The organism is Dysgonomonas sp. UBA7630 (assembly GCF_002483985.1).
Lineage (GTDB): Bacteria > Bacteroidota > Bacteroidia > Bacteroidales > Dysgonomonadaceae > Dysgonomonas.
Map to the genome: position 1 here is coordinate 154,922 of NZ_DLIY01000016.1, position 25,332 is coordinate 180,253.

The 25,332-nt window shown below is 35.9% G+C and carries 21 protein-coding genes and 1 tRNA gene; 18 read left to right on the forward strand and 4 right to left on the reverse strand.

Going from position 1 to position 25,332, the window contains the following annotated elements; all coding sequences use genetic code 11:
- Nucleotides 1-226: 226 nt before the first annotated feature.
- Nucleotides 227-1,639 (forward strand): sensor histidine kinase, encoded by a 1,413-nt coding sequence (locus B3P17_RS06760; RefSeq protein WP_252638977.1) that lies wholly within the window; start codon nucleotides 227-229, stop codon nucleotides 1,637-1,639.
- The gene (locus tag B3P17_RS06765; RefSeq protein WP_252638979.1) at nucleotides 1,636-2,316 is read left to right on the forward strand and encodes a response regulator transcription factor; all 681 of its coding nucleotides are present in this window, start codon (nucleotides 1,636-1,638) and stop codon (nucleotides 2,314-2,316) included. The genes B3P17_RS06760 and B3P17_RS06765 overlap by 4 nt, the downstream gene beginning before the upstream one ends.
- A 132-nt stretch (nucleotides 2,317-2,448) precedes the next feature.
- Here B3P17_RS06765 and B3P17_RS06770 read toward each other — a convergent pair whose 3' ends face one another.
- Nucleotides 2,449-3,963 (reverse strand): phosphoethanolamine transferase, encoded by a 1,515-nt coding sequence (locus B3P17_RS06770; protein ID WP_291104617.1) that lies wholly within the window; start codon nucleotides 3,961-3,963, stop codon nucleotides 2,449-2,451.
- Between the two features lie 140 nt (nucleotides 3,964-4,103).
- Between B3P17_RS06770 and corA the strand changes: the two genes are divergently transcribed.
- Both corA and B3P17_RS06780 read left to right on the forward strand, forming a co-directional pair.
- Nucleotides 4,104-5,180 carry a magnesium/cobalt transporter CorA gene (corA, locus tag B3P17_RS06775; protein ID WP_006842923.1) on the forward strand — a complete coding sequence of 359 codons (1,077 nt, stop codon included), beginning with the start codon at nucleotides 4,104-4,106 and terminating at the stop codon, nucleotides 5,178-5,180.
- A 21-nt stretch (nucleotides 5,181-5,201) separates the two neighbouring features.
- Nucleotides 5,202-6,353: a tetratricopeptide repeat protein gene (locus tag B3P17_RS06780; protein ID WP_291104621.1), complete on the forward strand. Its 1,152-nt coding sequence runs from the start codon at nucleotides 5,202-5,204 to the stop codon at nucleotides 6,351-6,353.
- On the opposite strand, the gene B3P17_RS06785 is transcribed toward B3P17_RS06780, so the two are convergent.
- Nucleotides 6,346-7,023, reverse strand: a complete 678-nt coding sequence (locus B3P17_RS06785) for an RluA family pseudouridine synthase (RefSeq protein WP_252639018.1) — start codon at nucleotides 7,021-7,023, stop codon at nucleotides 6,346-6,348. The two genes, B3P17_RS06780 and B3P17_RS06785, sit on opposite strands and share 8 nt — an antisense overlap.
- A gap of 232 nt (nucleotides 7,024-7,255) precedes the next feature.
- On the opposite strand from B3P17_RS06785, the gene B3P17_RS06790 reads away from it, so the two are divergent.
- The 4 genes from B3P17_RS06790 (at nucleotide 7,256) to B3P17_RS06805 (ending at nucleotide 10,054) form a co-directional block, all read left to right on the forward strand.
- Nucleotides 7,256-7,879, forward strand: a complete 624-nt coding sequence (locus tag B3P17_RS06790) for a TetR/AcrR family transcriptional regulator (protein WP_291104623.1) — start codon at nucleotides 7,256-7,258, stop codon at nucleotides 7,877-7,879.
- A 49-nt stretch (nucleotides 7,880-7,928) separates the two neighbouring features.
- A complete protein-coding gene (locus B3P17_RS06795; RefSeq protein ID WP_006842919.1) occupies nucleotides 7,929-8,255 on the forward strand; it encodes a DMT family transporter in 327 nt (108 codons plus the stop codon).
- Between the two features lie 265 nt (nucleotides 8,256-8,520).
- Nucleotides 8,521-8,593 (forward strand) — tRNA-Phe (locus B3P17_RS06800).
- Nucleotides 8,594-8,833: 240 nt separating this feature from the next.
- On the forward strand, nucleotides 8,834-10,054 hold the full coding sequence (locus tag B3P17_RS06805) for a site-specific integrase (RefSeq protein ID WP_291104627.1): 1,221 nt from the start codon (nucleotides 8,834-8,836) through the stop codon (nucleotides 10,052-10,054).
- A gap of 194 nt (nucleotides 10,055-10,248) precedes the next feature.
- Here B3P17_RS06805 and B3P17_RS06810 read toward each other — a convergent pair whose 3' ends face one another.
- Nucleotides 10,249-10,548, reverse strand: coding sequence for a helix-turn-helix domain-containing protein (locus B3P17_RS06810; protein ID WP_291104630.1), 300 nt, complete (start codon nucleotides 10,546-10,548; stop codon nucleotides 10,249-10,251).
- Nucleotides 10,548-10,862: a helix-turn-helix domain-containing protein gene (locus B3P17_RS06815; RefSeq protein ID WP_291104633.1), complete on the reverse strand. Its 315-nt coding sequence runs from the start codon at nucleotides 10,860-10,862 to the stop codon at nucleotides 10,548-10,550. The genes B3P17_RS06810 and B3P17_RS06815 overlap by 1 nt, the downstream gene beginning before the upstream one ends.
- A 265-nt stretch (nucleotides 10,863-11,127) precedes the next feature.
- Here B3P17_RS06815 and B3P17_RS06820 point away from each other — a divergent pair, with 265 nt between their 5' ends.
- The 10 genes from B3P17_RS06820 to B3P17_RS06865 all read left to right on the forward strand — a co-directional run bounded on the left by B3P17_RS06820 (nucleotide 11,128) and on the right by B3P17_RS06865 (nucleotide 25,315).
- Entirely contained in the window at nucleotides 11,128-11,607 is a 480-nt protein-coding gene (locus tag B3P17_RS06820) for a DUF3408 domain-containing protein (RefSeq protein WP_291104636.1), read from the forward strand.
- A gap of 229 nt (nucleotides 11,608-11,836) precedes the next feature.
- A complete protein-coding gene (gene mobA, locus B3P17_RS06825) occupies nucleotides 11,837-12,271 on the forward strand; it encodes a conjugal transfer protein MobA (RefSeq protein ID WP_291104639.1) in 435 nt (144 codons plus the stop codon).
- A 59-nt stretch (nucleotides 12,272-12,330) separates the two neighbouring features.
- On the forward strand, nucleotides 12,331-12,531 hold the full coding sequence (locus B3P17_RS06830) for a helix-turn-helix domain-containing protein (protein WP_291104641.1): 201 nt from the start codon (nucleotides 12,331-12,333) through the stop codon (nucleotides 12,529-12,531).
- 2 nt (nucleotides 12,532-12,533) lie between these two features.
- The gene (locus tag B3P17_RS06835) at nucleotides 12,534-14,333 is read left to right on the forward strand and encodes a type I restriction-modification system subunit M (RefSeq protein WP_291104644.1); all 1,800 of its coding nucleotides are present in this window, start codon (nucleotides 12,534-12,536) and stop codon (nucleotides 14,331-14,333) included.
- The gene (locus B3P17_RS06840) at nucleotides 14,330-15,658 is read left to right on the forward strand and encodes a restriction endonuclease subunit S (RefSeq protein ID WP_291104647.1); all 1,329 of its coding nucleotides are present in this window, start codon (nucleotides 14,330-14,332) and stop codon (nucleotides 15,656-15,658) included. Before B3P17_RS06835 ends, B3P17_RS06840 begins: the two co-directional genes overlap by 4 nt.
- Before the next feature lie 3 nt (nucleotides 15,659-15,661).
- On the forward strand, nucleotides 15,662-16,681 hold the full coding sequence (locus tag B3P17_RS06845; protein ID WP_291104650.1) for a hypothetical protein: 1,020 nt from the start codon (nucleotides 15,662-15,664) through the stop codon (nucleotides 16,679-16,681).
- Nucleotides 16,678-19,665 carry a type I restriction endonuclease subunit R gene (locus tag B3P17_RS06850; RefSeq protein WP_291104653.1) on the forward strand — a complete coding sequence of 996 codons (2,988 nt, stop codon included), beginning with the start codon at nucleotides 16,678-16,680 and terminating at the stop codon, nucleotides 19,663-19,665. Before B3P17_RS06845 ends, B3P17_RS06850 begins: the two co-directional genes overlap by 4 nt.
- Nucleotides 19,666-19,692: 27 nt before the next feature.
- A complete protein-coding gene (locus B3P17_RS06855; protein ID WP_291104656.1) occupies nucleotides 19,693-22,848 on the forward strand; it encodes an SIR2 family protein in 3,156 nt (1,051 codons plus the stop codon).
- Between the two features lie 21 nt (nucleotides 22,849-22,869).
- Nucleotides 22,870-23,778 carry a DUF5655 domain-containing protein gene (locus B3P17_RS06860; RefSeq protein ID WP_291104659.1) on the forward strand — a complete coding sequence of 303 codons (909 nt, stop codon included), beginning with the start codon at nucleotides 22,870-22,872 and terminating at the stop codon, nucleotides 23,776-23,778.
- Between the two features lie 7 nt (nucleotides 23,779-23,785).
- Nucleotides 23,786-25,315, forward strand: coding sequence for an RNA-binding domain-containing protein (locus B3P17_RS06865; protein ID WP_291104662.1), 1,530 nt, complete (start codon nucleotides 23,786-23,788; stop codon nucleotides 25,313-25,315).
- The last annotated feature ends 17 nt before the right edge of the window (nucleotides 25,316-25,332 follow it).

Here is a 25,332-nt window from a genome sequence, read left to right on the forward strand (position 1 = left end):
AGGTGACAAAAGTAACACCTCTTTGATCTGTTTTTATCGTCACCTTTTCTCTGTTACAAAAAGTGTCTGTATTTTATTTCTTTGTTACTATAACTACCTTTATATAAGATAATTTTATCGAAATCATTTGTATCATAGTTTGTCTTTCTAGTGTTATTTAGTGTTATCACTATTTTTTGTTTCTAAGCTATTGTTTACATTTGCTTTATCGATAATGAATTCATGTATGAAGTTCAGATTTAAATCCATAGCGATCGTCATTTTTAGTTTGTTAATTCTGGTTTGCTCTTATCAGGCTTATTGGTTGGTCAATTTCTATAACCAGCAATATGAGAAGTTAGAAACAGTAATAAACAATACGGCAGAAAGCAGTTCCTTCAAAGAATTGGCAATCAGAATGTCTTCCATATCTACCAAGGATGAAGAGGAGGGAGAAGCAAAAGATGATATTCCTGCTTCTGTAGAAACAAAGACTTATAACTCCGGCAAAGGCAAGACGACGATTAGTATGAGTTTCTCCAAAGAACGAGGAGGCGAAAAAAGTAGCTCTGATTCTATTTACGCAGACTTGCAAGAGGTAACGATACTAATCAAGAAAGGACTTTTGTCTGCTATTGGAGAAATAACCCCACTCGACTTAGTACGTTTGGATAGTATTATGAGTGCCGATTTGTCTGCACAAGGATTCGATATACCTCATGTTATACAGTGTAGAACATCTACTGGCGACACATTGGTGGCTCAAACGCCTAAAGGAACTTTCGATTTTAAGAATAGTAAGGAATATGTTTTAGAAGGTCTCAAAACCGAGATACATAATTATTATTTATATATGGATAATCCTAAGTGGTATATCTTTAAAGATATGTGGGGGTTGACTTCGGTTTCTGTATTGATGGTTATTTTACTTATTATCACTTTTATATATTTGCTTAAAATCATATTAAGGCAAAAAACAATAGATGAAATAAAGACTGACTTTGTAAATAATATGACACATGAACTTAAAACGCCGATATCAGTTACTTACGCTGCAGTAGATTCCCTCCAGAACTTTGGTTTTGGAGATGACCCTATAAAAAGAAAAGAGTACCTTGATATTTCTCGTGAGCAGTTAATGTATCTGAATAGCCTTGTGGAACAGATACTAACGATGTCGGTAGAGGAGCGAAAAAACCTCAAACTCAATTTAGAAAATATAGAAGTGGGCAGCATATTTGAGAGTCATAAAAATAAGTTTCTGCTGAACACTGTAAAACCAACTTCATTTGTAATAGATATACAACCTGAAGGATTGAGTATCGAAGCCGATCGATTGCATTTTGGTAATGTAGTAAGTAATCTGATTGAAAACGCAATCAAGTATTCCAACGATTCGGTAGAGGTTCGTTTGTCGGCACGTAAGTCGGGAAACAAAATTGTTTTATCTGTATGTGATAACGGAATCGGTATCCCGGACGGTTGTTTGGATAAGATATTCGATAAGTTTTACCGTGTTCATACTGGTAATGTTCACGATGTTAAAGGATATGGCTTAGGGCTTTTTTATGTAAAGACAATTGTTGTTAAGCATGGCTGGAATATTAAAGCGAAAAGTGTAGAAGGTAAAGGAACTTGTTTCGAAATAATGATAGGATGAATAAGATAAATGTATTATTAGTAGAGGACGAACCGGCCTTGTCTATGATCATTAAAGATGCTTTAGAGAAAAAGGAGTTTGTTGTTGATATAGCAGTTAATGGGGAAAAAGGACTCGAGCTTTTTCATCGGTTGAAGCCCGATATCGTCGTGGCAGACATAATGATGCCAAAGATGGATGGTTTCACAATGGCTCAGTTGATACGTAAAAGTGACAAGAAAACTCCAATCTTATTCTTAAGTGCTAAGTCGAGGACGGACGATGTGGTTCAGGGGTTTGAAATAGGAGGTAACGATTACTTGAAAAAGCCCTTCGGAATGGATGAGCTTATTGTGCGTATCAAGGCTTTGCTGAACAGAGCGCAAACGGAGATCCCTCAAGATAAAACATATGAGATAGGAAAATATACATTCGATCCTTTGATGCAGAAATTGGTTCACTCTCAACGTACTGAAATCCTCTCTCACCGTGAAGCTGCTATATTGGAGCGTCTTTGTTCTAATCAGAATAATATCGTAGAGAATAAAGCTGTACTGATTGAGCTTTGGGGCGATGATAGTTTCTTTAATACACGCAGCCTGCATGTGTTTATCGTAAAGCTGCGTAAGAAGTTAGCTTTAGACCCTACAATTCAAATTATAAATATTCGGGGAATAGGCTATAAAATGATTTTCTGATTACACCGGCAGATAGTTTCTATTTCTCAAACTTCTCTTTTATGTCTTCATATTTTTTTTCTCCTACATAACGCTCACGAGGAACAAAATGAGTGGAGAATATGCTCTTCGAGTCATCGTAATCAACATAGTTTATTCCTGCCAGATCGGATACCGANNAAAGTCTGCTGATGAATAAACTCTGTTTTTGTCAAAGACAAGATCTTTCCTGAATTTTCTGTATGACGGCGATAGCCATACAAGAAAAGGGACTTCGCTCATCGTTGGTGATACTTTTTCATAGGCATGCCCTGCAAAATCTCTGTAATCGTACATTTCCTCTCCGTGGTCGGATAAGTAGATCATGGCAGCATCCTGATGCTGTAATTTTTTTAGTGAGCCGATAATGCTGTTTACTATATAGTCGTTATAGAGAACAGAATTGTCGTAAGCATCTATCGCTTTTTTTGCCTTTTCGTCTCTGTATGGAGCATCTTTCACCAAGCCATCTTTTTGGTTGTTGAAGACGATGTATTCTTTTGGATATCTGAATTCATAGGCCATGTGGTTTCCTATGAGATGTATGATAATCAATTTATCTTTCTTGTCATTCTTCTCCAGTATTTTATTCAGTATGGGAAGGACAATATCATCGTGTTGCCTGTAAGATGCCAGATTGTATCTTTTTTTCGCAAGCGATAGCAGTATGTCGTAGCTTGCCCGCATTTCGTCATTAAATCTCTGATTGCTTATGAGGTATGTTTCGTATCCCGCACGGTTGAATAATTCGTACATAGATGGTTTCTCTGTGAAGTATTCCGAATGATCTACTTCGTTCATCGATAATAAAGAACGAACCACAGGAATCGTATGCACATGTGGAGCTACTACATCATTATATACAACAAGGCTGTCTCCGTATTGTGACAACAAGGGATTTGTATTTCTTGGATAGCCGTAGAGAGACATGTGATGTTTGTTTAGTGATTCGCCAATCACTAATACCATGATTTGAGGGATAGAGTCCTTATGATTGGTTTTTACTTCATAATCTAAGCTTTGACGTGCTTGTATCTCTTTTACCTCATGGGTTGTACGGATTTTGTAGCTGATAAATGTTCTGTAGAAATTGATGAAATATACAGATCGTGATACCCTGCCTATGCCAACAATGGCTATTATTGTTATTATACTCAATATAAACAGCGTTTTATATTCTTTTATTTTGAGCTTTCTGAACGATCGCATTTTACAGATCATCACGATAGGTATCGCAGCATATACGACAACTCCGGCTATAACCCACATGCTCAGATAATGCGCTATAAATTCTTTACTCTCTTCGGGATTGGTTTCGAAAAGACTAGTCACACTATTTTGCTCAAGCATAACGTGCGCAAACAGTAAGTAGGCCAGATAGATTGATCCCGGAATAATTGAGACAGCCAACATGATGGAGTATATGATCTTTTCAGATCTGGAACTGATAAATAGCGATAAGATCCAGATAGCAGCAAAGAATAAACCACACACCAAGAAAACAGCAACTTTGTCTAAAAAAGTAAAATTTTGGGCTAAAGGGCACAGTATAGGCAGTAGAAGTAGTATATAAAATAAGAAAAAGAATTGCATTTTCTTTTTCTTTAATATGCTGTATATTTCGTTCATTGGTTACATCACAAGTGTTAATAATTTATCGTCAGTAAATCTGCCTTAGTTTAAATAATACGGATTTAGAGTCGACAAATATAGTATTTTATTCTTACTTTTGATATTGTTTAATATCACTCAAAACATAATTTTGCAGTATGAGTAAACGAACCACCAGAAAATCGAAGAATAAGGTTTCACGAAACAATTATCTATTAACCAAACCCGTATATCTTGGCGATAAGGATATACCGATGGCTATTGAACTCGTTCAATATGATACGACACGTTTGGAGGTTAGGAATATTCAATTGCAAGAATCTATTAAGGATAAGATAGATACAACGAAGGTAAATTGGATAAAGATAGTAGGGATATCTGATGCTAATACTGTATACCGAATTTGTAAAGAGCTTGGACTACACGGTTTTGATATTAAAGACCTTCTGGGAAACAGACAAGTTGTAAAGGCTGTTGGGTATGAAACTATCTCATTTGTTCTGATGTCTCTCTTTTATCAGGTAAAAGATACTACAGATATTGACGATATGCAGATCGGGTTTATTCTTGGAAAGAACTTTGTAGTCAGTTTTCAGGAGGCAGCAATCCCTGTTTTTGATGATGTAAAAAGAAATATAGAAGAGAATAATGTTGTGGTGCGTCAGAAAGGAGCTGACTTTCTTCTATACATTTTGATGAGCGCCGTGAATCAGGCGAATGTGAATACCGTAATGGATATTGAAGACAGGCTGGCTGATGTAGAAGATCATTTGATAGAAGGCAAAGGGTCTATCGATATCCTGCGTTTGATGCACGAATGCCGTGTCGATTATATGCATATAAAGCGTACTATCACTTCTCTGCGTGAGGAATTTGTCAATCTCTTGCATAACACCAATAAGTTGATAGAAGAGGAAAATATTGTTTATTATAATGATTTTGATGATCGTATGCGTTCTATTTTGGGCAACTTGGCTTCTTTCCATGAGTCGCTGACTTCCCTTCTGGACTTGTATTATAATAACAATAACCTTAAAATGAATGATATTATAAAGCGATTGACGATAGTGTCTACCATATTTATTCCAATGACATTTATGGTAGGTGTTTGGGGTATGAATTTCAAGCTGATGCCCGAAATGGATTGGAAATATGGTTATCTCGGAGCTTGGATAACTCTTATATTGATTGCGGTTCTTTCTTACCTTTGGATAAGAAGACAGAAATGGTTTTAAGAAAAATAAAGAAAATTAAGTATGAAAAAGAGTATTGTTAAGTTGTTCTTTATCTCGTTTCTAATGTGCTTTTCGGTACAGTCATTGCTCTCTGCACAGCTACAAGTCGTAAAACCAACAGAGGATATAAAATCATTGTTTGATAAAGGACTTTATCAAGAGGTTGTAGAACAATATGCCGCTCAGCCACGCAGCCTTTCGGCCGATAATCTTGCTTATGTAGCAGAGGCTTATTTTTACTTGGACGATCTGATCAATGCGTCGCGATATATAGACTTATCTGTACAGAAAAGTGCGAAATGTGCCCGAGCTTATTATGTGAAAGGATTAGTTCAGAATGCAAATGGCAGTGCAGATGATGCAAAAGGTAGTTTTGAAAAGGCTATTGCTATTTCTCCTAATTTTGCAGACGCATACGTGGGATTGGGTGATGTGTTTTTAGCAAAAGAAGATACCGATAAAGCCTTGGAGAACTATAAGAAGGCTACATCATTTAATCCTCCTTCAGAGAAAGCGTTTTACATGATAGGGGTAATATATGCAAGCCGAGACGATCTGTCTGATGCATTGAATGTATTTTATACTGCCAAAGACAAAATAGAGAAGGATAAGGAATTGTTGGTTACAGTTCTTTATAATATAGCACGAATAGAATATGATTTTGGTAGATATACAAAAGCTGCAGAAGCCTATGAGGAATTAGTCGGCTATCTTCCTGACGATTATTATTCGTATGAAAAACTGGTTCATTGTTATGTTAAGCTTGGGGAGTATAACAAGGCGGCTACATCTAAGACTAAGCTATATAATGCATATAAAGAAGGCCAGTTGGCTTCGACTTCCATCTCTGATAATTTTTGTATAGATCAGTTTAAAGTTGGTTCTTTTGATGTATATGCATATGAGCGTTATGAAGAGAGCTCATCTCAGCCTTTCGTTAAAAATATATTCTATGTGATGAATGACTCGGGAGAAGTGGACTCTTCTATTTTCGTTGAATACACACCATCTATTGATAATCAGTCTGGAGGGGAATATAAAATTTCTAAAATAAAAGGAGTAACACGTTATACTTATGGACATACTTTTTCTAAGGATGCAGATTATGCCTCTCTACGTTCATATATAGAGGATATCATTTCGGGAAAGGAAGTTCCTGTAAGTTCTAACTAATTGTTTTTTCCAGAGCTTGCCAAAGGGTATCTTTAGGTAGAGGGGCAGTGACCTCGATCAGTTCCTTTGAAACCGGGTGTAGGAAAGATACTTTACGTGCATGAAGGCTGATGCCTCCATCGGGGTTAGACCTGTCGAAGCCGTATTTCAGATCACCTTTTATAGGGCATCCCATTTTAGACAGTTGTACACGTATTTGGTGGTGGCGGCCTGTTTCAAGGTCAACTTCAAGTAAATTATATCTGTCGGATCGTGCTATCAACTTATAGTGCAGTATGGCTAGCTTCGAATTTGGCTTTTCCACATCGTAAGCATACGATTTGTTTTGCTTTTCATTTCTAACCAGATAGTTTCTAAGTGTTCCTTCCGCTTCTTTCGGCATGTTTTTTACTATTGCCCAGTAGGTTTTGTCTATCTGTTTGTTTTTGAACATTTCATTCAATCGGCTAAGGGCTTTGCTTGTCTTCGCAAAGATAACAATGCCGCTTACCGGCCTGTCGAGACGGTGTGTTACCCCGCAAAATACATTTCCAGGTTTGTTGTATTTCTCTTTTAGATATTCTTTTACAATTTCTGAAAGTGGCTTATCTCCGGTTTTGTCTCCTTGTACAATCTCAGATACTGTTTTATTGATGATGATGATATGGTTGTCCTCGTATAATACAGTCATTTTTCTCGATGCCTTTGTTATATTTCGATCTAAATAAAGAAAGCTCAAAGGTAAGAACTTTTCATCGTTTTTGTATCTATTGTCATCTTTATCCCGTGCTGCTCTACTATGGTTCACTTAATTGGATTATTAGCTGGTTGTTTTACGATTGGTTTATAAAGACTATTATTCTATAAAATTTCTATAATTATATATTTGATCTTGTCTGATTTGATATAAAAATATATCTTTGTTGAATGATTGTTCAATTATGGTGTCAGAAGAATTAATATTAGAAAGAACATTTGAGCTATTGCTCTTGAAAGGCTTTGATGCTGTGTCAATATCTGATATACAGCAAGCGACAGGTCTGTCCAGAGGTCTTCTGTATCATTATTACAAGAATAAAGAGGATCTGTTTATACAGGTTACTGAAAAGTATTTTATAAGAATATTTGATTTTGAAGTTCGACGCACGGCAAATTACACAGTTTTCGAATTTGTAGATTTTATTTGTAAGCGTTTTAAGAAGATCGCTAGAATAGTCTCTGATATTGTTGGAGGTGCATCTAAGAATACAAATGTGTCGATGCTAAACTATCATTTTCTCTTCTATCAAGTGATGCAACGTGATGCCATATTTAGAAATAAATATCAGGCTACAATCGAAAAAGAGAAAATCGGGTGGGAGAGTGCGCTGAGCAATAGTGTATCGAAGAAAGAGATAAAGGAGGATACCGATATTGAAGTTTCGGCGATGCAATTATTCACTCTGACTGATGGTATTTGGTTTCAAAGTATTTTCAGTACAGATGGCAATTCGATCGTTCAGAATCTGGAAAAGGCTTTATTGCATTATATTTTTTTATTGGAGTAGTATTATTTTTTTAATATATTGAACGTTTGTTCAGTGAGTGTATAGTATTATGGGATGGATTTATTTATTATTAGCGAGTTTGTTTGAGGTTGGGTTTACATTTTGCATATCAAAAGCAAAAGAGGCAATTGCTCCTCATTCATACTACTGGTATATTGGTTTTGGTATTTGTCTTACCTTGGGTATGTATTTGTTGATAAAAGCCGTTCAGACAATACCAATGGGTACCGCTTACGCTATATTTACAGGCATTGGTGCCGTTGGTACTGTATTGTTAGGAATTTTGGTTTTTAAGGAACCTTCCAGCTTTTGGCGATTATTTTTTATTTTTACGCTTGTCTGTTCAATTATTGGATTGAAAGTAGTATCGAATTAAGACCGATATTTTTGTTTTTATGTAAAGCGAATCAGCTTTCGTGCCTGAATACGATTTGATATGAAAAATATCACCTGTTTTTTTTAATATTTTTCAGCCGATTTTATTTAGTCTATACATTCTGATAATGAGGGTGGAATGCTCAATAATTAGGCTGGTTGCAGCTTATAGGGTTCTATGAATTGTAAAAATATTCTCAAATTAGTTTGTATATTTTTTGGAGAATATAAATTATGTACTATCTTTGCACACGCAAAACGGTTAAGGTGCCATAGCTCAGTTGGTAGAGCAAAGGACTGAAAATCCTTGTGTCCCCGGTTCGATTCCTGGTGGCACCACTGATAAGAAAAGCAGAAAATAGAAAATCCCTGAAGGTCAATCACTTTCGGGGATTTTTGTTTTCTGCCGAAAGCGCAAAATGGGGCGAAAAAGAACATATCTGGTGGCGTAATCGGTGACTTTTTCGAGACTATCAAAAATAGTCACCAAGACGTTTTTATTTCGTTAATATACAGCATTTTGCATAATTTAAATCTGGGCCTATTTCCTTAATTTTGAGCCATTAAAATTGCAAGGAAATGAGAAGAAATTCATTTGGAGTTTTATTCTTCTTAAAGAAGAACCAGTTACTAAAAAGTGGAGAAGCCCCCGTAAGTATGCGAATTACCGTAAACGGTCAGCGTGAGGAAATCCGTACAAAGAAAAGCATTAACCCTTCTCTCTGGAATCAAGCTAAAGAATGCTCCAGGGGAAGAGATCGAAAATCCAGAGACCTTAACGACTACATCGAATCCGCACAAATAAGGCTGTCTCAACTTTATAATGAGATGGAACAGAGCGGAAAAAGCATCACTGCCAAAATTCTTCGGAATAAGTTTTTGGGAATGGATGATGAAGACCGCAAAACACTGATTGCTTTTTTCAACGAACATAATGAGCAATGCCGAAAATTAATTGGAATAGATTATGCCGATATTACAGTTCGCCGATACGAATGTTGCTCTCGCTACCTGCAAGAGTTGATTCAGACTAAATACGGTGAAGATGATTTACTCATGAAAGAAGTGAAAGGAGAATTGGTGAGAGATTTTGAATTTTATCTAAAGACGGAAAAGAGATGCCAACAGAATACCGTAATCCGTTATATGAAGTGTTTCAAAAAAGTAATCAATCTGGCGATTGCCAATGAATACATTAGCCGAAATCCATTTACCGGAATCAAATTTCATGAAGTGCCGGTCAATAAGGAATTTCTGACTATGGAAGAAGTTATTCGAATTTCTCAGAAAGAATTTGCGATGCCTCGTTTGGAATTAGTTCGGGATGTATTCCTGTTTTCAATCTGGACAGGATTAGCATTCATTGATGTCTATAATCTGAAGCAAGATCATATTGTTACAGATAACAATAGAAACCTCTGGATACGCAAAACCCGTGAGAAGACAAATAACATGTGTAATATTCCATTATTAAGTACGCCTCAGCAAATTCTAAAGAAATACGAAGGACATCCTGTCTGTGTAGAACGAGGAACGTTACTACCTGTTATGTGTAATCAAAAATATAATTCGTACTTGAAGGAAATTGCCGATTTGTGTGAGATCAATAAGAGACTCTCGACCCACACTGCCCGATACACTTTTGCCTCGGTGATAGCCTTAGCTAATAACGTATCACTATCCAATGTCGCAAAAATGCTTGGACATTCCTCCACGCGGATGACACAACATTATGCTAAAGTATTAGACCAAAGTATCCTGAAGGATATGCAAAAAGTAGAGCTGAAGATGAAAGGATAGAAAGCATAGCTAATAATTTCTTCTTTTCAGTCAATATACAAAAATATACTCCGACCTAAAACGCAAGACCAAGCTCTGTTTCCGATAAAAATCTTCCAAATCCTACGGATTAGTGTATTTTTACCGGAAAGTCTTGCTTATTTAGCTCTCCGCATGGAGGATGTATATCGGTTGAAAAGAAGAAAAAGAAAATATTAACGAGGAGCATCCTGATACCCATCATCCAACATTCGCTGAATATCTGACTCCCGATAGAGTATTTTTCCACCCAACTTGCAAAAGGGAAGCCTACCTTCATCCCGATAATTTTGCAAAACACGACGGCTCAGTTTTAATCGTTCCGAGATTTCTTTATCGGTCAGATAACGCTCCCCTTTTAACATAGGGCGATAATTCTCCGTTAGATTCTCCAAGCCATCCAACATTTTTTCAAGAGATTTGAAAAAGAATACGATTCGTTCGTCACTCTGTGTTATCAAATTATCATTGCCCATTATCTACGATCCTTTCTTTTATAAATCAATTCCTTTTCTTTCTGCGTGATAACAGGAACAATCCGCTCAATATCGTTGGCTCTGTAAAACATTTTATGACCGATCTGCGTATAAGGGAGCGTTCCATTATCCCGGTAGTTTTGTAACGAACGTTTTGAGATATTTAGAATCATGCATACATCCTGATTATCGAGCCATTTTGTCATACTTTTATCACAGTTCCGATTGCAGATAGCTTCTACCCTCCGGGTAAATACTCCAAATTGATCCATCATTTTCTCGAATACAGATTCTTCAATATTAATAATTTTCATATTGTATAATTTAGAAGTTACTATTCTTATTTTCAGAACAAATATAAGTTGGGATATCTACAGAAACAGCACAAAATCGAGAGCTGGCAGCAAGTGGCACCGATTTGAGTATTTTTGGCTCTGGTATGGTCTATTTTATAGCAAAACACAGCATGAAAACCATGACGTATTCCTGATTAATGAATAGTTATTTTATTTGCAAGAGTTAATACAGTTAAGATATTAACTACGACAAATAGTACTAATTTATAAAACAAAATTTATCATGGGAAAAGAAAAAGATGAAGTGAACTTAAATGATATCAATGCAAGTTTTGTCATATCTTCCTTCAAAAACAAAGAAAAAAGAAATAATCCAAGTATGCCTGCCCGTCCACTCCTTCCACCTCAAGGAGCGGATCATATTCAAACAGAAAGTGATTTATCTAATACAATAAGTGCATCAACTGGTGTTGACATTGCTGATGTAGATAGTAAATCAACTATAGCAGATGATAATACCAAACGAAGTAGCCCTCGCCAACGAAAAGCCGCTTTCGAGAAATATAGAGACCTGTATCTTATAACACCAAAGATCAAACACCGAAAGCCTGTTTTTATCAGTGAAGAGTTAAGGGAACAATTGGACGAGATTGCGCGGAGGCTTGGGTACAAAGGAATGAGTGCTTCTGGCTTTTTAGAGAATATGGCTATTCATCACCTTAAAGAATTTGGAGAAGATATTGAATATTGGAGAAAAATGTAGTTGTGCTACAACTATCAGCTATACTAAATAGAGTAAAAACATTACCTGTCAAGGTTTTTGCTTCAATGGTATCGAAGATACGTATTTGCAAACGGTAAATAGCAAGCTGTGTTTTGAGTAACTCATTTCATTTCGGGTTACTCAAAACGCTTGCCCCACAAGGGGGATAATCACACTCCGAAGTCGTGCGATTTTTACTAATGGTGGCATTGCCACATACAATAATAATATGGAAGAAGTAAAACGAAAGAAATACAATAAGGGCGGTCGCCCTTCCAAAAGTGATCCTGCAAAAAACTGTGTCATGGTTCGTTTTTCGGATCAGGAATATGCCCAATTCTTATCCATGTTTGAAGAATCCGGTGTTTATGCCAAAGCGACATTTATCAAAGCGAGAGTTTTCAAGCAGTCGTTTCATGTTGTTAAAACAGATAAAGGAGCCATTGAGTATATCTCAAAGCTAACTCAATTGTACGCTCAATTTCGTGCAATTGGTGTCAATTATAATCAGATAGTGAAGCAACTTCACAGTCATTATTCTGAGAAGGCAGCACTTTCCATGCTTTATAAATTAGAGAAAATCACAATCGAATTAGTTACTACAAACCAACAAATAATTGAACTGACGCAGAGATTTGAACAGGAATATCTAAAAAGAAGATGATCCTCATTATTATCCCGTAATATTTCCTAACTTTGAGAGCAAATTAAAGTTCTTAATATATGAATCGAATCAAAGAGGTTCTCAATGAAAAAGGGATCAAACAAACTTGGCTTGCCGAAAAACTGGGCAAGAGTTTCAAAATGGTCAATGCGTATGCTTGCAACCGGAAACAGCCGAGTTTGGAGACGCTTTTTCAGATTGCTGAGTTATTGAGTGTGAATGTTAAGGATTTGATTGTGGATAATAAAGAAAAAAAATAGATATGAAGAATTTTAAAGAAAAAGCAGATCTGATTTGGAGGGTTGCAGATTTGCTTAGAGGTGACTATAAGCAGTCTGACTATGGTAAAGTTATTCTCCCGATGACTGTTCTGCGGCGGTTGGACTGTGTACTTGCTTTCAGTAAGCAAAAGGTACTGGATTACTTGCCAAGAGTGGAATCCTTAAAGGAGAGCGCAAAGGATATTGCACTCAATAAAATAGCTGGTTTCAATTTCCACAACAGAAGCCAATTCTGTTTTGATAAATTGATAGCTGACCCCAACAATGTAGCTGTAAACTTAAGAAACTACATTAATGGATTTTCAACAAGCGCACGAGAAATCATAGAATACTTCAATTTTGATGACCAAATTGATCGAATGGACGACCCTAAAACCGATATTCTCTTCAGGGTAGTTAAAGCTTTTCAGGAAATAGACCTGACTGACATGGATTCGATGGAAATGGGCTACGTATTTGAAGACTTAATCCGTCGTTTTTCAGAACAATCTAATGAAACAGCCGGAGAGCACTTTACTCCAAGAGAGATTATCCGACTGATGGTGAATCTTCTGTTTATTGAGGACCGAGAAATGCTGACACAGAAAGGTATTGTTAAAACAATGTATGATCCGGCTTGTGGAACAGGTGGTATGCTTTCTATTGCCGAACAATATATAAAAGAGCTTAATCCCGATGCTGAATTGAAAGTCTTTGGACAAGAGATCAACCCGGAATCGTATGCTATTTGCAAATCGGATATGTTGATAAAAGGACAAAATCCGGGGAATGTAAAGTTTGGAAACACGTTTACGGTGGATGGATTAGAAGATGAAAAGTTTGATTATATGCTATCCAACCCTCCTTTTGGTGTAGACTGGAAGAAGGCGGAGAAAATAATTAAAGCAGAATCTGATAATAAAGGGATGAGCGGACGTTTTGGTGCCGGACTACCTCGCATTAACGATGGCTCTTTGCTATTTCTACAACACATGATTTCTAAAATGAAAAGCGATGGAAGCCGTATCGGAATTGTGTTTAACGGATCTCCTTTGTTTACAGGTTCGGCAGAAAGCGGTGAAAGCAATATCCGCAAATGGATTATCGAAAACGATTGGTTGGAAGCTATCGTAGCTCTACCCGATCAGTTGTTTTACAACACTGGTATAAGCACATACGTGTGGATTGTTACCAATCATAAAAGCAAAGAACGAAAAGGAAAAATACAGCTAATTAACGCCACCGGATCGAAAGATGACGAGTTGCTAAAAGAAGGGAAGTTGGAATTCAATCGTTTCTGGCGCAAGATGGATCGCAGTTTAGGCAGCAAACGTAAAGCAATTGCAGAGAATGGAAATACCAAAGGTATTGGATTTATTACACAGATTTACGGCAATTTTCAAGAAGGGGAGTTCTGTAAAATTCTACCGAACGAATACTTTGGATATTGGCGGATAACGGTGGAGCAGCCGTTAAAAGAGAATGGGAAAGTAGTAAAAAGCAAAGGACAGCCTAAGCCAGACACATCATTGCGCGATTATGAAAATATTCCATTCTTAAAAAAAAATGCCGATGGGAAACTTGTACCGCAAACGATAGAAGAATATTTTGATACCGAGGTGAAGCCACACTTACCCGAAGCATGGGTAGACCACAGCAAAACTAAAGTTGGCTACGAAATTAATTTTACCAAGTATTTCTACGAATTCAAACCATTACGTTCATTAGCAGATATTCGGAAGGATATTTTGGATTTGGAAGCAAAGTCTGTAGATGCGGAAACAAAAGTGTTAGATATATGAAAAAATATGATTCATATAAAGACTCTGGTATTGAATGGATTGGGGATGTTCCGAGTTGTTGGAAAACTAAGAAAATAAAGCACCTATGTTATGTTAAAGCTCGCGTTGGTTGGAAAGGTCTAAAATCGGATGAGTTTCTAACAGAAGGTTTTTCTTATTTAGTAACAGGTTCTGATTTTAATAATGGATCTGTGGAATGGGATGCTTGTTATCACATTAGCAAGGAGAGGTATGAAGAAGATCCCTACATTCAACTACAAGATGAAGATTTATTGATAACAAAAGATGGGACTATCGGAAAGCTTGCAATTGTGAGCGGACTTGATAAGCCTGCATGTTTAAATAGTGGAATTTTTGTTGTTCGCTCTACAAATAAAGACTTTTCAACTAAATTTCTATTTTGGATTCTAAAATCTAATTCATTTACTCAATTTAATGCTCTTACATCATATGGTTCGACTATTCAACATTTATATCAAAATGTATTTGTAGAATTTGCCTTTCCTTTTCCAACAATTACTGAACAATCAGCAATCGCCACATTCTTAGATCGTAAAGCAGCAGAAGTAGATGAACTTATAGCTAACAAAAAACGCTTACTTCTACTTTACGAAGAAGAAAAAACAGCTATTATCAATCAGACGGTTACAAAAGGCATTAATCCTGATGTGAAAATGAAGGATAGCGGGATTGATTGGCTGGGAGAGATTCCGGAGCATTGGGAATTAAAAAGATTGAAAAACATAGCTCGAGTGCAAACAGGGCGAACTCCGAAAATACAGTCTTCTATGGTTGATTTTTTTGAAAATGGACAAATTAATTGGTTTACTCCAGCAGATTTTGAGAGGAATAACGAACTAGTAGAATCAAAACGTAAATTAATCCCTGAAGCTATAAGCACAAATGAAGTTGAACTATTTCCAGAATACTCGATCTATTTGGTAAGTATAGGTGCTACTCTTGGGAAAGTCAGTTTCTTTAGAGAAAAAGCGTCTGCAAATCAACAAATCAATATAATATCATTTTTTCAAGGTAAATACAATCCTCTTTTTGGGTACTATTATTTAGTTGGGAATAAGAAAATGGTTACTCTTGAGGCAGATTATACAACGTTGCCAATATTGAATCAAAGTAAAACCAAAAATCTAATTTTTATTACTCCTCCAATTGGAGAACAACAATCAATTGTTTGTCATATAAAAACAGAATGCGATAAAATCGATCGTAAGATGATAAAAACGGAAAGATTAATTCAACTATTAACCGAATACCGCACAACATTAATCAGTGAAGTCGTAACTGGGAAAATAAAAGTAACAGATTAAGATATGACACTTTGTACAGCCTATATCCGTCAAGTTAACGCTAGCGAAGAGTTAATATTTGCAACTGATAGCTGCCTAACAGGAGGAGAGAAGTGGAAGCACGGAATAAAGCTTTTCGAACTTCCTCGTAAAGATTGTTTGCTTTGTTTTACAGGAAGCACTCTTAGAGCCTACCCATTAGTGCTCAATTTAATCTCGTCAATCCATTTGAATGAGTATCTAAACAGCCCAAGGTCTTCTATTGAGGATGTAGTAAATTATTTATCTGAGCTTTTTACTGATCTTGTTTCAAAAGTAATATCCGAAATACAGGGCGAGGATATTCATGAATTACGAGGACAAGCGCGATTTTTGTTTGGCGGGTGGGATTGGAAATCCAGTTCATTTAGAGTCTGGAAATTATATTACAAAAAAGATGTTGAGGGCTTTGTTTTCGATGAATTAACAGCAGACTTGTCCAAAAAACGATTCTATACTTTTATAGGAGAAGCAACGGATACTGATATTGAAGAAGATGCAAAAAAAGCATACAAGGAGTTGATTTTCAAAGAAGATAAACAAGATGACCCATTGGATATGGAGCCATTGAGGGTATTAAAGGATATTTCTTTGAATAAATCCATTCGAGAAGTGGACGGAAGCTTGCAAATTGCAAAGGTTTACAAATCCAACCGCACAGAATTCTTTGGTATTTATTGGGAGTCAAGCAAAGGTAAGCCCTGTTTTCAAGGGCGAGAATACAATGAAATCAACAAGCCGTTGGTTCGCTACTTTAATCCGGACACCTTTGAAGTTATTGAGTCTGATTTACCTATAAGGCTTACCAATATTACAGGAGAATTATATCAAGACAACTTAGATTTTGTACAGGAATGCTTTGATGAAGAATCTGGTTTTCTGAAAGAGGGACTTTCGGAAAAAGTAAAACACGAACTTCGATTGATCTTCAAAGATATTGCATACAGGCAATTTATTCAAATGCAAGAAAAGCAAGAGCAACCAGAAAATAGAGAAGAAGCATGAGGATAACCACTGAAAATACGTTTGAAACAGCATTAGTACAATCATTAGTCGAGTGTGGCGGTTATACCGAGGGTAATGCTCAAGATTATAGTCCTGAATTAGGAATGTTTAAATATGAAGTTATCAGCTTTTTGCAAGAATCGCAGCCCAAGCGTTGGGAGAAAATATCCACTATTCATGGTGGCGATGCCGGTAATCGGGTTATTCAACGTTTGTACAAAGAGTTAGATCTGAGAGGTAGTTTGGATGTTCTCCGCAATGGATTTGTCGATTATGGAGTACGTTTTCAAATGGCATTTTTTAAGCCCGCATCGGCTTTGAATCCTGATGCAATGACATTATATAGTCAAAACAACTTGAAGGTTTATCGCCAAATTTATTACAGCACAAAAAACAAAAACTCGGTAGATGTCTTACTGTCATTAAACGGTATTCCGGTTGCAACTTTAGAACTTAAAAATCAATTTACAGGGCAAAATGTTGGTAATGCATTGAAACAATACAGTACTACCAGAGATAATAGGGAGTTATTATTCACTTTTAAAAAACGAGCATTGGTGCATTTTGCAGTCGATCAGGATGAGGTGTTTATGACTACAAAACTGGATGACAGCAAAACTTATTGGCTACCTTTTAACAAAGGTGTGAATAACGGGAAAGGCAATCCTCAAAATCCGGTAGGCTACAGAACTTCCTATCTTTGGGAAGATATTCTCCAAAAAGACAGTTGGTTGGAAATCATTCAACAATTTGTACATCTACAAACAGAGGAAATTGAGGCGGAAGGAAGAACTTATAAGAAAGAAAAAATGATATTTCCTCGTTATCATCAGTTAGATGCCGTTAGGAAAATAGGAGAAAAAGTATTAGAAGTTGGTTCCGGTAAGAACTACCTGATTCAACATTCTGCCGGTTCAGGAAAAAGCAACTCTATTGCTTGGTTGGCTTATCGTTTGTCAAGCTTGCATAATGTTTTGGATCAACGAATTTTCGATTCAGTAATTGTTGTAACCGACCGTAAAGTCCTCGACCAACAATTACAGAATACTATTTACCAATTTGAGCATAAAACTGGGGTCGTAAAAAAGATAGATAAAGATAGCAACCAGTTGGCAGCAGCATTGGGATATGGCACAAATATTATCATTACAACACTACAAAAATTTCCTTTTGTGATAGATAAAGTTGGTGAGTTACCAGATCGAAAATATGCGGTAATTGTAGATGAAGCTCATAGCTCGCAAGGAGGAGAAGCCAGCAAAAGACTAAAAGAAGTGTTAGCTGTTAAAGTATTGGAAGATGTAAATAGAGAGGACTTTGAAGATGATTACAGTGGAGATGATTTTATAAGAGACGAAATTGAAAGATCAGCAGAGGCAAGAGGTCAGCAAAGTAATATCTCATTTTTTGCTTTCACTGCAACTCCAAAATACAAAACATTACAAGTTTTTGGGGATAAAGACGAAGATGGGAAACCTAAGCCGTTTCATTTATATTCGATGCGGCAAGCTATTGAAGAAGGCTTTATATTAGATGTGTTGCAGAATTATACAACTTACGAATTGTATTATAAGCTGGCTAAAGCTATTCAAGACGACCCTCAGTTAAATAAAAAGAAAGCAGCAAAAGCCATAGGTAAGTATATTTCATTACACCCTCACAATCTGGCACAGAAAACAGAAATTATTATAGAACATTTTAGAGATATAGTTTCAAAAAAAATCGGAGGTAGAGCCAAAGCTATGTTGGTTTGCGGTTCAAGGCTTCAGGCAAAGCGTTATTTCGAAGACTTTGAGCGATATATAAAGAAAATGGGCTATGACAGGGAGATTAAAATTCTGGTTGCTTTTTCAGGAAAAATAATTGATGATAACACTCCCGATGGAGTTTCAGAACCTCAAATGACGGGCTTTAGTGAAAAAGAACTTCCAACTATTTTTGAGAAAGATGAATACAAGATCCTAATCGTTGCCGACAAATATCAAACCGGATTTGATCAACCACTGTTGCATACCATGTATGTTGACAAACAACTTTCAGGTGTTAAAGCTGTTCAAACCCTTTCACGTTTAAACAGAACTTGCCCAGGTAAAGAAGAAACCTTTGTTTTAGATTTTGTGAATGATAGACAAACCATACTTGATTCTTTTCAACCCTATTATGAGATAACTTCTGTAACAGAAGAAACAAACATCAATCATTTATATGATTTGAAAGCGCGATTAGATGAATTTCAAATATACTGGAATCAGGAAATTGATGGATTTGCTAATATCTATTTCGACCCGATAACGAAACTGAATAATCCGAAGCAACAAAGATACTTATATTCATTTACCGACGCTGCAATTGATCGATTCAGAGCAATAAAAGATGAGGAAAAGCAAGACGAATTTAAGAAGGGATTACGTTCTTGGACGAATTTATACTCATTCCTTTCTCAAATTATGCCATTTATTGATGTCGAGTTTGAGAAATTTTACGCATACGCTAAACTGCTCCAAACAAGACTTCCGAAACGAGAACTTTCTGAATCATTACACTTGGATAATGAGATTGCCTTGGAATACTATCGTTTACAAAAAATAAAGGAAGGTGCTATTGAACTACAAAAAGGCGAAGATGGTGAATTAAGTGGAACGTCAGAAGCTGGACTAAAGAGAGCTAAAGATGAAGAAGCGTTGTTGTCTGAAATAATCAATGTACTAAACGACCGTTTCGGGACAGAATTCGAAGAGGCTGATAAACTATTCTTCGAGCAGATAGAAGCTGAGTTATTAGGAGATGAAACTCTACAGACACAGGCAAGGGTAAATAAAATCGACACATTCAAATTTGCTTTCAATGACAAATTTATTGATACATTAATTAGCCGAATGGATCAAAATCAAGAAATATTTGAAAAGATTTTAGAAGATAAGATGTTTGGTGATTTGGTCAAAGAGTTGATGATGAAAAAGATATTCAAAAAAATGAATGAATGAATATAAGCTTAAAGACGAATTAAAAAGATGGTTATTCAAGAGGAAAAAGAAAATAGTAGACTAAGTTTTGACGAGTTTCAGAGAGCTATCCAGATAAGTAAAAATGACACATTTTCATTATTACTTGGTGCGGGTTGTTCTATTACTTCAGATATTCCCTCTGCTGAAGATTGTATTTGGGAGTGGAAAAGAGATATTTACAAGACAAACAATCAATCCGCTTTGGGATGGGTTGAAAACTATAAAAACTCTAACACACAAAATATCATACAAAACTGGCTAAATAACCAAGGTGTTTATCCCGAAAAAGGCAGTAAGGAAGAATATTCTTTTTACGCAAAAAGATGTTATCCGATAGATGAACACAGAAGGCAGTATTTTCAAAAAATTTGCTCTGGGAAAAAACCTTCAATTGGATATAAGACTATACCTATACTTGCTAAACAAGGAATGTTAGATAGTGTTTGGACAACTAATTTGGATGAATTGGTAATGACTGCTTGTGCTGGGAGTGGAATACAGGCCATAGAAATAACATTAGACTCTGTTCAACGAATAAATCAGAGATCTCAAAATCGAACCGAATTACCCGTAATTAAATTACACGGCGATTTTAAGTATGGAGATTTAAAAAATACAGAGGAAGAGCTTTTGAATCAAGATAATACATTTAGGAGGAAATTAATTGATTATCTTCAAGATAAACATTTTATTGTTGTAGGATATAGTGGCAGGGATGCCTCTTTAATGGAAGCTTTAAAAGAAGCATATAGTAAGCCCGGTGGAGGGATGCTATATTGGTGTGGTTATGGGGACTGTATTAATTCGGATGTAGAGGAGTTACTCCTATTTGCAAAAAATAACGGACGGAATGCTTTTTATATTTCTACTGATGGATTTGATTCTGCACTTAGAAAAATAGTACAAGTTGCTGTTGAAGAAAACACTATCCTGAAAGCAGAATTAATCGAATTACACAAAACAACCGAATCTAAAGAAACAGCAACTCCATTTAACCTAAATCCTGAAAGAATTAATAAAATACTTAAAAGTAATATCTTCAAAATCGATTTTCCTAATGAAGTATTTGTTTTTAATGCTCAATTAGGTGGAGAGTCTTGGCGGTATGTAGATGAAAAAGTATTAGAAAACCCCAATGTAACAGCAATACCATATAACGGACAAATTTGGACATTTGGTCGCTTAGATGTGATAAAAGCAACATTTAAAGATATAATAAATGGAGATGTTAGCCGGAAACCGTTGGGAAATATAAAAATATACAACAGCTCTATTTCAAGATTGCTTTTATCTACAATCTGTAAAATATTGGCGCAACAAAATGGGCTAAAAACGGATTTCAAAAGAAGAATCTGGTCTGAAAATGAATTCCAAACCATAGACAGTCAAAAAGTTTTCAACGCAATAAAACTATCATTTGACAAAATATCTGGAGGATGCTATTTATCTTTAAACCCCGATTTCATTTTAGCAAATGCTGATGTAGATGAGGCTATAATTCAAAACGTAGGATTGAAGTTTTTTCATAAAATGTGGAATAATAAGTTTAACGATTATGTCAATCATTGGAGAGATATATTTTTTAAAACTAACAATGAATATGAATTTCCTTATAATTCAGGAACTGGATTTAAGTTTAGAGTAACCAAAGCACCTATTTTCACAAATGTATGTGATTTGAACAATCAATATCAAAATTCGCATAATGTTCGTAATAACCTTTTGAATTTTAAGGGAATTCAATTCAAGGAAGTTCCATTGTTATTTTCGACTAACAATGGTAATCGGACTGCAACTGATACGCATCCTATGAGAGGATTATTATTAAATAAGCCTTATGAAACAGGAATAAACATCTTTCTTCCAAATACTGTTGAGCTAAGTATTATTTCACCAGAACAAGACACTTCTATTCTTTTTCAATTTTTAGAAAATCAAAATCAACAAATTAAAAAATATAATCAAAATGACAATTATATAATTGATTTTGAAGGTTTTTTTAAAACATACGGTATCAGTCTTAATATACCAACACCTAAAGATGACGAATGGATAACATTGAAAGAGATAGTTTCAAAAGATGATGTTAAAAAAGGAGCATTAGAAGTTAGGCAAATGATATGTGATAGCATTACAAAGATAAGCTCCACGACTAATAGGAAAATCGTTGTCATTTATATTCCTCGAAGATGGGAAGATTATACCTCATATACAATTGAAGGAGAGTCTTTCGACCTTCATGATTATATAAAGGCTTTTTGTGCAGAAAAAGGCATTATGTCTCAGTTGATAAGAGAGAAAACCCTCCATGATTTAAGTCAAAAATGTCAAATTCATTGGTGGTTGTCGTTGTCTTTTTTTGTCAAGTCATTAAGAATTCCTTGGATTTTAGCCAATACAGACAAAACAATAGCTTTTGCTGGTCTTGGATATAGTGTTGACAATAAAATAGATGCCAAAGGGCATATAGTTTTAGGCTGTAGTCATATTTATAGTTCATCAGGAGAAGGATTGAAATTCAAATTGTCTAGGATCAGTAATGATAAGATACATTGGAGGCATAAAAAACCACATTTATGTTATGATGATGCCTATGAGTTTGGAAAAAACATTGTTGGGTTATTTTATGAATCAATGAATGAACTACCGAAGCGAATTGTTATCCATAAAAGAACTTTTTTCACAGAAGAAGAAAAACAAGGTATCATTAATAGTCTGTCTGACAGTAATAAGATAGAATCTATTGATTTGATAGAAATTAATTTTGAGGATAACATTAAATATACCTCAAGTAAAATTATAAATGGAGAGGCGAAGATTGATGGATATTCTGTTTCAAGAGGAACATGTATCCAGTTAAATGAAAAAGAAGCTCTGCTATGGGCACATGGTATTATACCATCAGTACGCAATCCGCAGTATAGTTTTTATCCTGGAGGTCGATATATTCCTAAGCCTTTGCGTATTATCAAACACTATGGAACAGGAAGTCTTGAGCAGATTGCTAATGAAATCTTAGGCCTTACAAAAATGAATTGGAATTCTTTAAATATGTACTCACAATTACCTGTAACAATTTGTTCCTCAAATGATATTGCAAGAATTGGCAAGTTAATAGATTCAAGTTCTAAAAACGAATATGACTATCGGTATTTTATTTAGGAAAAATAAAAAAGAAAACTCATGCAACTATTCCAACAAAACAAAAGCATACTGAATACCCTAAAAGAAAAGCCTTTTAAACTCGAAAAAGAGATTCAGACAATCGTTGAAAATAACTTGGAGCAGATATCCAGTTATACATTCATCAAGTCTGAGTTTAGCATAAAGAACAATCGTATCGACACCTTGGCTTTTGATGAAGAAAACCGCTCGTTTGTACTTATTGAATACAAGCGTGATCGGAACTACAGTGTGGTTGATCAGGGTGTTTCTTATCTCAACTTGATGCTGGAATACAAAGCCGACTTTATTGTCGAATATAACGAATCGCAGAAAAATAATCTCAAACGTAATGAGGTCGATTGGTCGCAAAGCAAAGTCATATTTATAGCGCCTTCGTTTACTGATTTCCAGCGACAGTCGTCGAATTTCAAGGATCTCCCTATTGAGCTTTGGGAAATAAAGCGTTTTGAGAATGAGATTATTGTCATTAACCCGATAAAGAAATCACAGTCGGCACCCAGCATCAAGCAAGTACAGACAAAGGAAGAGTCAACTATCGGAAAAGTGGTTGATGAGATAAAAGTATATACAGAAGAAGATCATTTAGCCGGGAAATCCGAAGAAATAATCGAATTATATGAAACTTATAAGCATGCAATTATGAATTTAGCGACTGATATAGACCTATTTCCAAAGAAATTATATATTGCATTCAAAAAAGACAAAAATCTTGCCGATATCCATGTGCAACAAAAAGGATTGAAAATATGGATTAATATGCATAAAGGAGATTTGGATGATCCAAAAAATATAACCAATGACGTATCTCGTAAAGGGCATTGGGGAAATGGGGACTATGAAGTGACTGTTTCCGATACGCAAAATTTGGAATACATCATGAGTTTGATAAAACAAGTAATAGTTTGAATGTAGTATGATTACCAAACAAGAAATACTTCAACTCCTCGCCGATACCGAATGTCATAGTGTAGAGCGGACAACGTCCAAAAATGATATGGATAAATTTTGTCAGGCGATATGTGCTTTTTCCAACGATCTTTCGGGAGATGGAAAGAATGGTTATTTGATGATTGGTGCACATGACAATGGAGAGCTAAGCGGATTGAAAGTAGATGACACCTTATTGTTGAAGATTGCTAATATCCGAACAGATGGGAATATTCTTCCTCAACCATTGATGACTGTCGAAAAATTCACTTTTGAAGGAGGTGATTTACTTGTTGCGGAAGTGCAGCCGTCGGAGTTTCCTCCGGTCCGTTATAGAGGACGCGTGTGGGTACGGGTTGGTCCTCGAAAAAGTCCGGCTTCTGAAATGGAGGAGAAAATTTTGACTGAAAGACGATTGTCAAATGTTCGCACGTATGATGCCAAACCATGCCTTGGAGCTTCGTTGAAAGATTTGGATGTGTCGCTTATCAAAAAAGAGTTTCTGACTAAAGCGGTAACGGAAGAGATATTGGCGGAAGATAAACGTTCCATAGAAGAACAATTAGCTTCACTCGGCTTTTTCGATTTGAGTTATAATTCCCCAACTGTGGGGGCGATTGTTCTTTTCGGAAATAATCCGGAAAGATATGTGCATGGTTCGTACGTTCAATATGTGCGTTTTAAAGGTTTAGACCGGTCAGGCGATATTATTCATGAGTTTAAGTTTGACGGAAACTTATGTAAATCACTTCCGAAGATAGATACCTTTATTGAAACAAGTGTATCGACCAAGCGTCCTATTCCGGTGAGTGTTCTACGGGAAGAGATTATTTCCACCTATCCCTATTGGGCAACACGTGAGCTTTTGATGAATGCGATCATGCACCGTGATTATGACTCGAATTCTCCTATTCAGTTTTATGAATACGATGACCGGATTGAGATTCAAAATCCAGGGGGATTGTATGGTAAGGTCAGTCCGGAGAACTTCCCTAATGTAAGTGATTATCGGAATCCGTTTATTGCAGAGGCAATGAAGGTCTTGGGATACGTGAACCGTTTTAGTAGAGGTGTTTATCGGGTTCAAAAGGAATTGAAGGATAACGGGAATGGAGAAGCCAAATTTGATTTCTCTTTTCGTACTGCTTTCAGGGTAGTGGAAAATATATCAAAGAAGTATTTCGAGGAAGGCTTTGGGGCTGATATACAAGACAACACCAAAGAAACATCCCCAAATCATCCCGAAAATAACAGTGACTACCCCAATGCTACCCCAGCGACTACCCCCAATGCTACCCCAGTGACTACCTCAGTAATATCTCAACGTTATACTGATAGTATCCTAAAGATAATAGAGGCAATAAAAGAGAATCCTTATATTACAAGAAAAGAGTTAGCAGAAAAATTGGGGATAAGTCTTAATGGAGTTAAGTATCACATCAAGAATCTCAATAAAGACGGAGTTCTTAAGCGTGAGGGAACTAATAGATCCGGTAAATGGATTGTCATTGAATAATTTTTCGTATTTTTGTA